General features: G+C 63.2%; 11 protein-coding genes and 1 pseudogene. 6 read left to right on the forward strand and 6 right to left on the reverse strand.

Annotated features, from left to right (window positions below; translation table 11 throughout):
- Positions 1-269: 269 nt before the first annotated feature.
- Entirely contained in the window at positions 270-1361 is a 1092-nt protein-coding gene (locus tag EOA36_RS13790; protein WP_127278108.1) for an LLM class flavin-dependent oxidoreductase, read from the reverse strand.
- Between the two features lie 123 nt (positions 1362-1484).
- On the opposite strand from EOA36_RS13790, the gene EOA36_RS13795 reads away from it, so the two are divergent.
- From EOA36_RS13795 to EOA36_RS13815, 5 genes are all read left to right on the forward strand, one after another.
- On the forward strand, positions 1485-2261 hold the full coding sequence (locus tag EOA36_RS13795; protein WP_127278109.1) for an HpcH/HpaI aldolase/citrate lyase family protein: 777 nt from the start codon (positions 1485-1487) through the stop codon (positions 2259-2261).
- A 163-nt stretch (positions 2262-2424) separates the two neighbouring features.
- Complete coding sequence (locus tag EOA36_RS13800; protein WP_167531461.1) at positions 2425-2589, forward strand: hypothetical protein; 165 nt, start codon at positions 2425-2427, stop codon at positions 2587-2589.
- A gap of 93 nt (positions 2590-2682) precedes the next feature.
- Complete coding sequence (locus EOA36_RS13805) at positions 2683-3480, forward strand: ABC transporter substrate-binding protein (RefSeq protein WP_127278110.1); 798 nt, start codon at positions 2683-2685, stop codon at positions 3478-3480.
- A 165-nt stretch (positions 3481-3645) separates the two neighbouring features.
- Positions 3646-4320: an amino acid ABC transporter permease gene (locus tag EOA36_RS13810; RefSeq protein WP_127278111.1), complete on the forward strand. Its 675-nt coding sequence runs from the start codon at positions 3646-3648 to the stop codon at positions 4318-4320.
- Positions 4321-4358: 38 nt separating this feature from the next.
- On the forward strand, positions 4359-5621 hold the full coding sequence (locus EOA36_RS13815; protein WP_189553208.1) for a cysteine desulfurase-like protein: 1263 nt from the start codon (positions 4359-4361) through the stop codon (positions 5619-5621).
- 26 nt (positions 5622-5647) lie between these two features.
- Here EOA36_RS13815 and EOA36_RS13820 read toward each other — a convergent pair whose 3' ends face one another.
- From EOA36_RS13820 to EOA36_RS13840, 5 genes are all read right to left on the reverse strand, one after another.
- Complete coding sequence (locus EOA36_RS13820) at positions 5648-6478, reverse strand: dipeptide ABC transporter ATP-binding protein (RefSeq protein WP_127278113.1); 831 nt, start codon at positions 6476-6478, stop codon at positions 5648-5650.
- Positions 6475-7332: an ABC transporter ATP-binding protein gene (locus EOA36_RS13825; RefSeq protein WP_127278114.1), complete on the reverse strand. Its 858-nt coding sequence runs from the start codon at positions 7330-7332 to the stop codon at positions 6475-6477. The genes EOA36_RS13820 and EOA36_RS13825 overlap by 4 nt, the downstream gene beginning before the upstream one ends.
- 2 nt (positions 7333-7334) lie before the next feature.
- Positions 7335-8189, reverse strand: coding sequence for an ABC transporter permease subunit (locus EOA36_RS13830; RefSeq protein ID WP_174361976.1), 855 nt, complete (start codon positions 8187-8189; stop codon positions 7335-7337).
- A gap of 70 nt (positions 8190-8259) precedes the next feature.
- Entirely contained in the window at positions 8260-9267 is a 1008-nt protein-coding gene (locus EOA36_RS13835; protein WP_127278115.1) for an ABC transporter permease subunit, read from the reverse strand.
- Between the two features lie 50 nt (positions 9268-9317).
- Complete coding sequence (locus EOA36_RS13840) at positions 9318-10910, reverse strand: ABC transporter substrate-binding protein (RefSeq protein WP_127278116.1); 1593 nt, start codon at positions 10908-10910, stop codon at positions 9318-9320.
- A gap of 466 nt (positions 10911-11376) precedes the next feature.
- Between EOA36_RS13840 and EOA36_RS37745 the strand changes: the two are divergent.
- A pseudogene (locus tag EOA36_RS37745) lies at positions 11377-11777 on the forward strand (long-chain fatty acid--CoA ligase); the annotation flags it as partial.

Raw genomic sequence — 11777 nt, forward strand, 5'->3', positions numbered from 1 at the left:
GGATGACGAAGCGATGGCGGTTATTCCGGAATAACCGCCATCGCTTCGTCATCCTGGGGCGAAGCAAGGAGCGCAGCGACGCGGCGCAGACCCCAGGATCCATGCCGGGACTCCAAAGCGTCGCCGCAGTCCAGAATTTTGATCCGCTGCATTCCACGATTGAAGTCGCGGCATGGATCCCAGGGTCTCCGCGACGGAGCTTCGCTCCTGCTTCGCCCAGGGATGACGACGTTGGGAAAGCTTCGGCTAATTCCGAATGCTCACCACCGCTATTCGCGAAGGCCGGCTTGCCTGAGCAGCGGCAGCACGTGGTCGCAGAAGTAAGGCAGCTCCTGAGTGTAGTTGACGAAGGACAGGGCGATGCCCTGATAGCCGTGCGCGGCAATGGCGGCCATGTCGGCGGCAATCGTTTGCGGCGTTCCAACCAGCGGATAGGTGCCGGCGCCGCCGGCAAAACGCTGGCGGTATGCGTCATAGGCATGCGGGTCATGGGATTGCGAGAATTCCTTCTTGCCGGCCATATGCGCATCGACCGCCTCGTGATCCGCCAGATCGACGGCATAGCGCCTGTAATAGGCCTGCGCCTCTTCCATGGTCGGGCGGCAGACGACATGTGCCACGGTGTAGACGCCGACCTCCCGGCCAACCTTGTCGGCCCGCTCGCTGATGTCGGCGACATGCTTGCCGGCGTCGGCCATTTCGGAGAAGGTCGTAAACAGATAATCGCATCTGGCGGCGGCGAAATCGCGGCCCGGGCCGCCGAAAGCGGCGTTCATGGTCACCGGGCGCGGAAGCTGCAGGCTGGCCGGCCGGCTGACCGCCTCCTTGAGGTGATAATAGGTGCCTTGATAGTCGAGCGGCTCCGCCGACGCGTAGAGCTTCTCCAGAATTTCGATCCATTCGGCCGCCTGGTCGTAACCCTTCTCGACCAGCGGTGTGCCGAACATGCCGAATTCCTTCGGGTTCCAGCCGCAGACGATGTTCAAACCGGCACGGCCCCGGCTGATGTGGTCGACGGTCGCCAGCGCCTTGGCGGCATAGAGCGGGTGCACAAGCGGCACGTGCACGGTCATGAACAGGCCGATACGGTCGGTGGCCACGCTGAGCGCCGCCGCCCAGGTGAAGGTCTCGAACGACGATTCACGCACCTTGTTGCGGCCGCCAAAGCCACGCCAGCGTGCGATCGGCAACATGAACTCCAGCCCGGCGCGGTCGGCGATCTGGGCGGCCGTCAGATTGTCCTGCCAGCTCGCCGTCCAGCGCTCCGGCACATCCGATATGGCAAGACCGCCATCGGCGTTGGTCGAGAAGACGCCAAGCTTGAGTTTGTTGGAGCCGTGCAACGGATGTGCTTTGATCATCTCGGGAACTCGCGGGCGGGAGGCCGTAGGCTAGGCCCGCGCGAAAATATTTCAAGCCTGAAATAGCTTCGCGTCGCACTGGTTCGCCGATATGAACTTGGCGGGATGAGAGAAGGGATCGGCATGAACGAGTTCCGCCAGAAATGCATCGGCAAGACCAGCCTCGTCGGGTCCTTCTGCGCCATTCCGCATCCCGTCGCGGTCGAGGTGATGGCGCTGTCCGGCCTCGACTTCCTCTGCATCGACTGGGAGCACGCGCAGATCTCGCGCGACATCGTCGAAACGATGATACGCGCAGCCGATGTCCACCGTGTGCCGGCGATGGTGCGCGTTCCCGGCCATGCGCCCGAAGCCATCCAGGCGGCATTGGACAGCGGCGCGCAAGGCGTGCTGGTGCCACGCGTCTCGACACCGGCCCAAGCTGCGATGGCGGTGACGGCATCGCGTTATCCGCCGCTGGGCGAACGCGGCGTCGGACCCGGCCGCGCTGCCGGTTATGGCTATCGCATTCCCGAATATCTGGCCGGCGCCAATGACAGGATCGTCGTGGCGGTCCAGGTCGAAACCGCCGAGGGGTTGGCCAACATCGAGGCGATCGCCGATGTCGACGGCGTCGACGTGATCTTCGTCGGCCCCGGCGATCTCTCCGTGTCGATCGATGCGATCGGACCGAAGGGCGCCGACAAGCTCGCGGATGCGATCCGCAGGATCATCGGCGTGACGATCGCGCACGGCAAGGCCTCCGGCATATTTTGCGCCAGCCCGCAAACCGTCGGCCAATGGGCAGCCGTCGGCGCCAGCTTTTTCGTCCTGGCCAGCGACACGATGTTTCTCGGTGCGGGCGGCGCGGCCAATTATGCCGCCGCCCGGGCGGAACTGGCGCGGAAAGACCCGCGCTAGCGCCCAGTCGAGCAGCAAGCCGGGAAACTTTTTTAAGCTTAAAACTTTTACCTTGAAAAGCGCCGCACTTTGGATAAGCATTGAAGATCGATGGCGACTGTCGGGCTGGAGGGTTTCCGGGCAGCTCATCGCGGGTGCTCCGGGTGGGAGGGGTTTCAGTCCTTTGTCGTTTGTGCTGCCCCAGTCATCGTCCAGCGCGCGCTGTGCCTTCGATCGCGTCCGCGCCCGGATCCGCGACCTGCATACCGAGACCAACCTTGCCGTGCCTGCGCGTGAAGGCGACCGCGACCAGATCGCGGCCACGGCCGAGCGCATGGTCGCCACATGAATTGACGCCCCGCTGGGAGGCGGGACGGCAAGAAACCGTGCGGGGCAGCCCGCTCGATCAACAACCAGAGGGAACACCCCAGAGGGACCACCAATGAAGCTCAACCGTCGCAATCTCATCCTTTTCGCCGCGGCAATCGGCATCGCCGCTGGACCGGCAACCGCCTTCGCCGCCGATGTGCTCAATGTCGGCGCCTACCCGACCAATCCGCCCTTCGAATACAAGAACGAGAGCGGCACCTTCGAAGGTTTTGAGGTCGACATCGTCAACGAGGCGGCCAAGCGCGTCGGCATGACCACCGACATCGCCGATCTCGGCTTCCAGGCACTGTTCGCCGCGACCACCTCGAAGCGTATCGACGTCGCCATCTCGTCGATCACGATCACGCCGGAGCGGCTGAAGTCGCAGTCCTTCACCCAGCCCTATTATGATTCCGACATGGGCATCGCCACCAAGACCGACAGCCCGATCAACGCCGAGGCCGACCTCAAGGGCAAGATCGTCGGCGTGCTCTCGGGCTCGACCGGCGAGACCTGGGTCAAGGCGCACCAGGAAGCCGACGGCTTCAGCGACGTGAAGGGCTATGACACGCAGCAGAACCTGCTGCTCGACCTCAGCGCCGGCCGCATCGACGCCGCCGTCAGCGACATTCCCGGCATGGAATATTCCTTCACCAAGATGAAGGACCTGAAGGTCAAGCAGCGCATCAAGACCGGCGAGCAGTACGGCCTGATGATGACAAAGGATCATCCGCTGCTAGGCAAGCTCAACGACGCGCTGACGGCGATGAAGAAGGACGGCACGCTGGCCGCGATCCACAAGAAGTGGTTCGGCAGCGACGCCCCGGCCGATTCCTCGACCGTCAAGGAAATGCCGCTGCCCAAGGCCTGAGCTGCGGCCGACAGGACGGAAGGCGTGCCGGCTCCAAAAAGGGTCGGCACGTCCCGTTTTCACGCATAACCTTCCCGGGACCAGCATCCGTTCGGCAAAGCCGATCTTGATGTTCCGGGTCGGGCTCCGGCGTCAGATGACGCAACACCGTTCGGGAATGCTCTGATGTCGCTGATCGACACTTTCTTCAACGCCGACGTCATCACGTCGAGCCTGCCGGCACTGCTGCGCGGCTTCCTGAACACGCTGCTGCTTGGCCTGCTCAGCATCGGTATCGGCATTCCCATCGGCCTGGTGATCAGCCTGTTGCGGCTCTACGCACCGAAGCCACTGCGCTGGCTGGCGGTCGGCTACACCGACATCTTTCGCGCCTTGCCGGTCCTCGTCGTGCTGATCCTGATCTACTACGCGCTGCCGTTCCTCGGCATACGCCTGTCGTCCTGGGCGTCGGCAGTGACCGCGTTCGCCATCATCATGTCGGCCTATTCGGCCGAAGTGTTTCGCTCCGGCATAGAGAGCATTCCGCGCGGCCAGTTCGAGGCCTCGCAGGCGCTTGGCCTGCCGTTCCTTTTGACCTTGCGCAAGGTGGTGCTGCCGCAGGCGGTGCGCGTCGTCATCCCGCCGATGACCAGCAACTGCGTCTCGATGTTCAAGGACACTTCGCTGGCCTCCACCGTGGCCCTGCCGGAACTGCTCAAGGAAGCGACCAACGCACAGTCGCTCTACGCCAACCCCTCGCCGCTGATCGGCGCCGCACTGGTCTATCTCATCTTCCTTTGGCCGATGGTTCGTCTCGTCAGCCTGCTTGAAGCCCGCTTCAAGGACGAGAAGGCCCGCTAGCCACCTACCACCCCGCAAGCACTTCGCAGGAGATACAATTGAGCAATCCCCAGGCCACTGGCGGCTTCCCCGTCGACACCATCCGCGCCATGTTCCCCGCCCTGCAGCGAGCCGGCGATTTCATCTTCATGGACAATGCCGCCGGGGCACAGATTCCGCAGAGCGTGCTCGACGCGGTGACCAACCACCTGGTCTCGCACAATGTGCAGCGCGGCGGCCGCTATGGCCGCAGCGTCACCGTCGATCAGTCGGTCGCCGATGCTCGGACAAGCGTCGCCCTGCTGATCAATGCCTACAGCCCGGCGGAAATCTGCTTCGGCATGAACGCCACCTCCTTCATCCGCCTGGTCAGCCTCGGCATCGGCCAGATGCTTTCCGAGCGTGATGAGATCGTCGTCACCGACATGGACCATGATGCCAACATCGCCACCTGGCTGGCGCTGGAATCCGCCGGCGCCAAGTTCAAATGGTGGCGCATGCGCGAGGATGGCAATCTGCATGTCGACGATCTCAAGCCGCTGGTTTCGAACCGCACCCGCCTCGTCGCCTGCACGGTGACGGCGCACTCGATCGGCTCGATCGTCGATGTCGCTTCGGTCGCTGACATCGCGCATAGGGTTGGCGCCGAAGTGTTCCTCGATTGCGTGCATTACGGACCGCACGGGCTGATCGACGTGCAGGCCTGGGATTGCGATTATCTCGTTTGTTCCGGCTACAAGAACTTCTCGCCGCATATGGGTTTCCTCTGGGGCCGCTTCGAGACGCTGAAACGCCTGCCGACCTTCCGCGAGGATTTCATCCCGGACGAGCCGCCCTACAAGGTCGAGGCCGGCACATTCATCTACGAGAACGTGTCGGGCATGGATGCCGCCGTGCAGTATCTTGAACTGATCGGCCGCAATCTCGCCCCCTCCAACAACCGCTCGCGGCGCGACAACATCGTCGCCGGCATGGGCGCCATCCGCGACTATGAGTTGCTGCTGGCGCGCGAGATGATGGGCGTGCTGAAGGCCTGCGGCGCGACCATCTACGGTGTCGCCGACGAGGCCCGCCTCAACGAGCGCGTGCCGACCTTCTGCTTCAACATCGGCAAGCTGTCGCCGCAGCGCATCGTCGAGGAAATGGCCGATATGCAGATCGGCATCCGCGACGGCCATATGTATGCGCCCCGCCTGATGAAACGCCTCAACCTGTCGATGGACAGCGGCGCCATCCGCGCCTCGCTGGTGCACTACAACACGGTCGAGGAGATCCACAAATTCGGCGAGGCGCTGCGCGCTATCATCGCCAAGCTGTCGTAGCCGGATGGGCCGTGCCTGACCTCCGGTCAGGCCGCCTTCTTCTTCGCCAGCCTCGCCTTGATGCTTGCCACGTCGGCGCGCGGCGTGGCGGCAAACAGCGTCCTGGTGTAGCTGTGCTTGGGGTCCGAAAAGACCTCGTCGCGCGAGCCGTATTCGACGGCCTCGCCGAAATACATCACCATCACATCGTCGGCGATGTAGCGCACCACCGACAGGTCGTGGCTGATGAAGACATAGGTCAGCTGGAACTCGTCCTGCAGGTCGGCGAGCAGGTTGAGCACCTGCGCCTGAACCGAGAGGTCAAGCGCCGAAACCGGCTCGTCCAGCACCAGCAGGCTGGGGTTCAGCATCAGCGCGCGGGCGATGGCGATGCGTTGGCGCTGACCGCCCGAGAACATGTGCGGATAGCGGTTGTAGTGTTCGTGGCCGAGGCCGACCTTCTTCAGCATCTTCATGGCGAGGTCGCGCCGTTCGGCCGCCGGCTTGTCGGTGTTGATGAGCAGCGGCTCGCCCAGCACGTCGCCGATCTTCTGGCGCGGATTGAGCGATCCGTAGGGGTTCTGGAAGACGATCTGCACCTTGCGGCGCATTTCCTTGGTCAATCCGCCTTTGGCGATATCGACCTTGTTGCCGTCGATGAACAGCTCGCCCGACGTCGCGGGATCGATCAAGGTGATGATGCGGGCGAGCGTGGACTTGCCGCAGCCGCTTTCGCCGACGATGGCGAGCGTCTTGCCCTTGTCCACGGTGAAGGAGACGCCCTTGACCGCATGCACGGTGCGCGGCCCGGTGAACAGGCCACCGCCGATATGATAGTCGCGAACGATGTTCTTGCCTTCGAGGACCGTGGTGCTCATGCGGAGGCTCCCGCTACCGAGGGGGCAGGCTCGAACAGCATGTCGGAAACGGTCGGCAGCCGGTCGCCGACGGCATTTTCCGGCAACGCCGAGAGCAGCGCGCGCGTGTAATTGCTCTTGGGCGATTCAAACAGCGACAGCACGTCGGCCTCTTCCATCTTGCGGCCCTTGTACTGGACGATGACGCGGTCGGCGGTCTCGGCCACCACGCCCATATTGTGGGTGATCATGATCAGGCCCATGCCGTATTTGGCCTGCAGCGAGACGAGCAGATCGAGGATCTGCTTCTGGATGGTGACGTCCAGCGCGGTCGTCGGCTCGTCGGCGATCAAAAGCTTCGGATTGCAGGCAATCGCGATCGCGATCATGACGCGCTGGCACTGGCCGCCCGACATCTGGTGCGGAAACGAACTCAGCCGTTCTTCCGGATCGGCAATGCCGACCAGCTTCATCAGCTCGATGGCGCGTGCCCGGCGCTGGGCACGATCCATGCCCATGTGGAAACGCAGCACCTCCTCGATCTGGAAGCCGACCGTGAAGCACGGGTTGAGGCTGGCGATCGGCTCCTGGAAGATCATAGAAATGTCCTTGCCGACGATCTTGCGGCGTTCGGACGGGCTGAGCTTCAACAGGTCGACGCCGTCGAAGGCCATGCGGTCGGCCTTGACCGTCGCGGTGTTGGGCAACAGCCCCATGACCGCCAGCATCGACACCGACTTGCCGGAACCGGACTCGCCGACGATCGCCAGCACCTCGCGCGGCTCGATCGAAAGGTCGATGCCTTGCACGGCCATGAACGGCCCGGCGGCGGTGTCGAAGGAAACGGTGAGGTTCTTGATTTCGAGCAGCGACATGCTCACGACCTCTTCAGCTTGGGGTCGAGGGCGTCGCGCAGGCCGTCGCCGATCAGGTTGATGGCAAAGACGGTGATCAGGATGGCGAGGCCGGGGAAGGTCACCACCCACCAGGCGCGCAGGATGAATTCGCGCGCTTCGGCGAGCATCGTGCCCCATTCGGGTGTCGGCGGCTGCGCGCCCATGCCGAGGAAGCCAAGGGCGGCGGCCTCGAGGATGGCGTTGGAGAAGGACAGCGTCGCCTGCACGATCAGCGGGGCGATGCAGTTGGGCAGGATGGTGACCAGCATCAGCCTGAGATGGCTGGCGCCGGCGACCTTGGCCGAGACCACATATTCGCGGGTCTTTTCCGCCATCACCGCGGCGCGGGTGAGCCGGGCGAAATGCGGCTGCAGCACGAAGGCGATGGCGATCATGGCGTTGACGAGGCCGGGGCCGAGCACCGCGACCAGCACCAGCGCCAACAGCAGCGATGGGAAGGCCAGGATGATGTCCATGATGCGCATGATCAGCGTGTCGACCCAGCCACGGCAGTAGCCGGCGAGCAGGCCGAGGATCACGCCGGAGATCAGCGCCGTGGTGACGACGACGAAACCGATGGCGAGCGAAAAGCGCGAGCCGTAGATCAGGCGCGAGAGCATGTCGCGGCCGACGGCGTCGGTGCCGAGCAGGAACTGCGCATTGCCGCCCGCCTGCCAGGCCGGCGGCGTCAGGAAGAAGTCGCGGAACTGATCGTCAGGCGAATGCGGTGCGAGCAGCGGCGCGAAGATGGCGATCAGGATCAGCAGGGCGAAGACGAAGAGACCGATCACAGCGCCCTTGTTGATCGAGAAATAGTGCCAGAACTCGGCGAACATCTGCAGCCGGGCATCCTGCGGCTTGACGACGGTCGCGGCTTCGATGGTGGCTGGGCCTTCATTGGTCATGTCAATTCGCCCGGATACGCGGGTTGATGACGGCATAGAGCACGTCGACGATAAGGTTCACCGACATGACGATCAGCGCGATCAAAAGCAACCCGCCCTGCACGGTGAAATAGTCGCGCTTGGAGATGGCGTCGATCATCCACTTGCCGATGCCCGGCCACGAAAAGATGCTCTCGGTCAGGATGGCGCCGGTGAGCAGCGTGCCGACCTGCAGGCCGATGGTGGTGACGACCGGGATCAGCGCATTGCGGAAGGCATGCAGGCCGATGACACGGCGCGGCGCCAGGCCCTTGGCGCGCGCGGTGCGAACATAGTCCTCACCCAGCACTTCGAGCATAGCCGATCGCGTCTGCCTGGCGATGACCGCCAGCGGAATGGTGCCAAGCACGATGGTGGGCAGTATGAGGTGCGACACCGCCGAGCGGAAGGCGCCCTTCTGCCCCGAGATCAGGGAATCGATGGTCATGAAGCCGGTCACCGGCTTGAAGAAATAGAGAAGGTCGATGCGGCCGGAGACCGGCGTCCAGTGCAGCGTACCGGAAAACACGATGATCAGCAGCAGCCCCCACCAGAAGATCGGCATGGAATAGCCGGCGAGCGCGGTGCCCATGGTCAGCTGGTCGAACCAGGAGCCACGGCGGATGGCAGCGAAAATGCCGAAGGCGACACCGAAGATGACGGCGAAGATCATGGCGAAGATGGCGAGTTCGACCGTGGCCGGGAACCGCACCAGGAAATCCTTCAGCACCGGTGTCTTGGTCGAAAACGAGGTGCCGAAATCGCCGCTGAGGATGTTGGTCAGATAGGTCAGATACTGTTGCCAGATCGGCAGGTCGAAACCGAACTGATGCATCAGCGCCGTGTGGCGTTCGGGCGACAGGCCACGTTCGCCCGCAAGCACCAGCACCGGATCACCGGGCAGGATGCGCACGAAGCCGAAAGCGAGGATGGTTATCCCGATAAAGGTCGGGATGATGAGGGCGAGCTTGCCGAGGATGTAACGCAGCATGGCGGGCGAGGTGGGGCGGCGCCGTGTGGCGCCGCCCCGTTTCGCGAACCTTATTCAGCGATATCGACGCCGTCAAAGCGATGGATACCGAGCGGATCCATCGCAAAGCCGGAGACGGTCTTCTGCATCGGCATGAACACCTTGGAGTGGGCGAGCGTCGCCCACGGTGCCTGCTCCTTGAAGATGACCTGCGCCTGTTCGTAGAGCTTGGTGCGCTCGGCCTGATCGGAAACCGTCTTGGCCTTGTTGATGAGCGCATCGAAGTCCTTGTTGCACCATTCCGCGCGGTTGTTCGAACCGACGGAAGCGCAGCTCAGGAGCACGCCGAGGAAGTTGTCCGGATCGCCATTGTCGCCGGTCCAGCCGACGATGACGGCGCCGTCGTGATCGACCGCCGAAGCGCGCTTGAGGTATTCACCCCAATCGTAGCTGACGATGTTGACGGTGACGCCAACCTTGGCGAAGTCGGCCTGGATCAGCTCGGCGGTGCGGCGCGCGTTCGGCATGTACGGGCGCGACACGGGCATGGCCCAGACGTTCATCTTGAGATCCTTGACGCCGGCCTCTTCAAGCATCTTCTTGGCCGCGTCCGGATCGTACGGATCGTCCTTCACGTTCTTGTTGTAGGACCACATGGTCGGCGGGATCGGGTTGATCGCCACCTGGCCGGCGCCCTGGAACACGGCGTCGATAATGGCCTTCTTGTTGATGGCCATGTTGAGCGCCTTGCGGACGCGCACGTCGTCGAACGGCTTCTGCTGGGTGTTGTACATCAGCGCGCCGACGTTCAGGCCTTCCTGCTCCGCGACCGTCAGGTTCGCATCAGCCTGCAGGCCGGCGATGTCGGCCGGTGCCGGATACGACATGATGTTGCATTCGCCGGCCTTCAGCTTCTGCGCGCGAACCGCCGGATCGGTGGTGATGGCGAACACCAGATCGTCGATCTTCTGCTTGCCGCCCCAATAGTCCGGGTTGGCCTTGTAGCGGATGGCGGCGTCGGTCTGGTAGTCGACGAAGATGAACGGGCCGGTGCCGACCGGCTTCTGGTTGAACAGTTCAGGCGTCTTGTCGGCCTGCAGCTTGTCGGCATATTCCTTCGAGACGATCGAGGCGAAATCCATGCCCAGCGTCGGAATGAAGGTGATCGCCGGTTCCTTGAGGGTGAACTTCACCGTCAGGTCGTCAACCTTCTCGACCTTGGTGATGTTGTCGCCGAACTGATCATTGTAATACTGATAGGCGATGCCCGGTATGTACTGGAACCAGGGGCCGTTCTTGTCGACCTGGCGCTGGAACGAGAACACCACGTCGTCGGCGTTCAGGTCGCGGGTCGGGGTGAAGTAGTCGGTGGGCGCGAACTTGACGCCCTTGCGCAGCTTGAAAGTATATTCCTTGCCGTCGTCGGAAATGGTCCAGCTATCCGCCAGGCCGGGCGAGACCGAGGTCTTGCCGTGATCGAATTCGACGAGGCGGTTGAAGACGGTACGCGAGGACGCATCGAACGTCTGTCCCGCGGTGTACGGCGCCGGATCGAAACCTTCTGGCGACGCCTCCGCGCAGTAGACCAGAGTTTTCGCGTTGGCCACGCCGCCCAGGACGCTTGCAGCCAGCAACGCGGCTGCAAAAGTCAATTTCTTCTTCATTGAGCACTCCCTGATGTTCTTCCAAGCCCCTCTATCAGGCTCGCGAAGTGCGCATATAAGCACCGTTTTTCCGGGTTTGGAACACCCCGTTTGCTTACCCGCGGGAAGCAGGAAAAAAATCCGCCATTTTGCTAAATGGCAGAAAAAATTAGCAGTTCTTTCTATTCACGAGATTATTAACGACCGCATTTTTTTATTGATCCGACGTCCGGCGACAAGGGCGCCGCGCCCTGTCTTCATCGGCCGCGGATGCGCGAAGATGCCGGTTCCAGCTGTGGCCGGCGGGAAAGATTTACGGCGGCAAATCTTTCGGCGTCCTGCCGCTGGGGCAAGACTTGCACCGCCGCCGATAGAGGCAATACATAGATGGACAACTGGCGGCAGCGGAGGACGTCTCCATCAATCCGGAGGCGATGCGGCACAAGCCAACGAGAAACAGGCGACCAGGGTTGTCGAGGAGGAACGGGTGGCAAAAGCGTCGAAGACCCCAGTGAAAGCGCCGTCCAAGGCGGCCTCGAAACCAGCCGCCGGTGGCGACGGGCAAGGCAAGGCCGCGGGCAAGGCAGCGACCGCGAAGGCGGCGGCCAAACCCGCCAGGAATGCCCCCCAGGCAAAAGCCGCGGCCACTGCCAGGACCGCCACGAAGCCGACTACGAAGGCCGCGCCGGCAAAGGCGCCTGCGGCGAGGACCGGATCGGGCAAGGCCGGACCGAGCAAGGCCGCGACGACGAAGAGCTCGCCACCAGCGAAGACCGCACCGGCCTCGAAGCCGGCGACGGCGACCAGCCAGCGGCTGCCGAAGGCGCTTACCGAACTCGCCGCCGGCCTGCCGCAAAAGCCATGGCTCAACAGCTATCCCAAGAATAT

Origin of the sequence: Mesorhizobium sp. M8A.F.Ca.ET.021.01.1.1 (assembly GCF_003998025.1) — a bacterium.
Classification (GTDB): domain Bacteria; phylum Pseudomonadota; class Alphaproteobacteria; order Rhizobiales; family Rhizobiaceae; genus Mesorhizobium.

Coding starts and splice junctions, on each gene's coding strand:
- EOA36_RS13835 (WP_127278115.1), bottom strand. CDS start 9,267: ATGCTGCGTTACATCCTCGGCAAGCTCGCCCTCATCATCCCGACCTTT.
- EOA36_RS13810 (WP_127278111.1), top strand. CDS start 3,646: ATGTCGCTGATCGACACTTTCTTCAACGCCGACGTCATCACGTCGAGC.
- EOA36_RS13820 (WP_127278113.1), bottom strand. CDS start 6,478: ATGAGCACCACGGTCCTCGAAGGCAAGAACATCGTTCGCGACTATCAT.
- EOA36_RS13830 (WP_174361976.1), bottom strand. CDS start 8,189: ATGTTCGCCGAGTTCTGGCACTATTTCTCGATCAACAAGGGCGCTGTG.
- EOA36_RS13825 (WP_127278114.1), bottom strand. CDS start 7,332: ATGTCGCTGCTCGAAATCAAGAACCTCACCGTTTCCTTCGACACCGCC.
- EOA36_RS13790 (WP_127278108.1), bottom strand. CDS start 1,361: ATGATCAAAGCACATCCGTTGCACGGCTCCAACAAACTCAAGCTTGGC.
- EOA36_RS13805 (WP_127278110.1), top strand. CDS start 2,683: ATGAAGCTCAACCGTCGCAATCTCATCCTTTTCGCCGCGGCAATCGGC.
- EOA36_RS13795 (WP_127278109.1), top strand. CDS start 1,485: ATGAACGAGTTCCGCCAGAAATGCATCGGCAAGACCAGCCTCGTCGGG.
- EOA36_RS13840 (WP_127278116.1), bottom strand. CDS start 10,910: ATGAAGAAGAAATTGACTTTTGCAGCCGCGTTGCTGGCTGCAAGCGTC.